Origin of the sequence: Ferdinandcohnia jepli (genome assembly GCF_047246645.1) — a bacterium.
Lineage (GTDB): Bacteria > Bacillota > Bacilli > Bacillales > Bacillaceae_L > Ferdinandcohnia.
The window spans coordinates 1-581 of record NZ_JBFOKR010000058.1 but is presented as its reverse complement, the minus strand read 5'-3'; the positions used below and the strand labels follow the sequence as shown (position 1 = coordinate 581).

At 42.3% G+C, this 581-nt stretch carries 1 rRNA gene; it reads right to left on the bottom strand.

The window, feature by feature from the left end:
* Positions 1–233 (bottom strand): 23S ribosomal RNA (locus tag AB3M96_RS23645); the annotation flags it as partial.
* Between the last annotated feature and the right edge of the window lie 348 nt (positions 234–581).

The following is a 581-nucleotide window of genomic DNA, read 5'->3' as shown; positions in this document are numbered from 1 at the left end:
CGTTTGCTTTCTCTTCCTCCGGGTACTAAGATGTTTCAGTTCCCCGGGTCTACCTTCTCTTACCCTATGAATTCAGGTAAGGATACTGCTCCATTACGAGCAGTGGGTTCCCCCATTCGGAAATCTTCGGATCAAAGCTTACTTACAGCTCCCCGAAGCATATCGGTGTTAGTACCGTCCTTCATCGGCTCCTAGTGCCAAGGCATCCACCGTGCGCCCTTTCTAACTTAACCTCAGACATTAAATGTCTATAAGTTTTTTTAAAAGAACTTTACTTCAATGAATGTGTTTGTTACGTTATCTAGTTTTCAAGGAACGAGGTTACTGACTTCAATCACATCGTGATATACATCAGTGAGTAATCTTCATGCTGCCTTGCGCTGAGGAATTAATCATCTTCGATTAATCTTGTAGACGCAAGCGCAAACGATTTTTGCAATAAGCAAAAATCTACCTTTGAAGAAACAAAAGCTCCTTCAAAACTGACCACAATACAAGACGTCTTTTTTATGAAGTTCGTAGAACTTCAGTTTCCTTAGAAAGGAGGTGATCCAGCCGCACCTTCCGATACGGCTACCTTG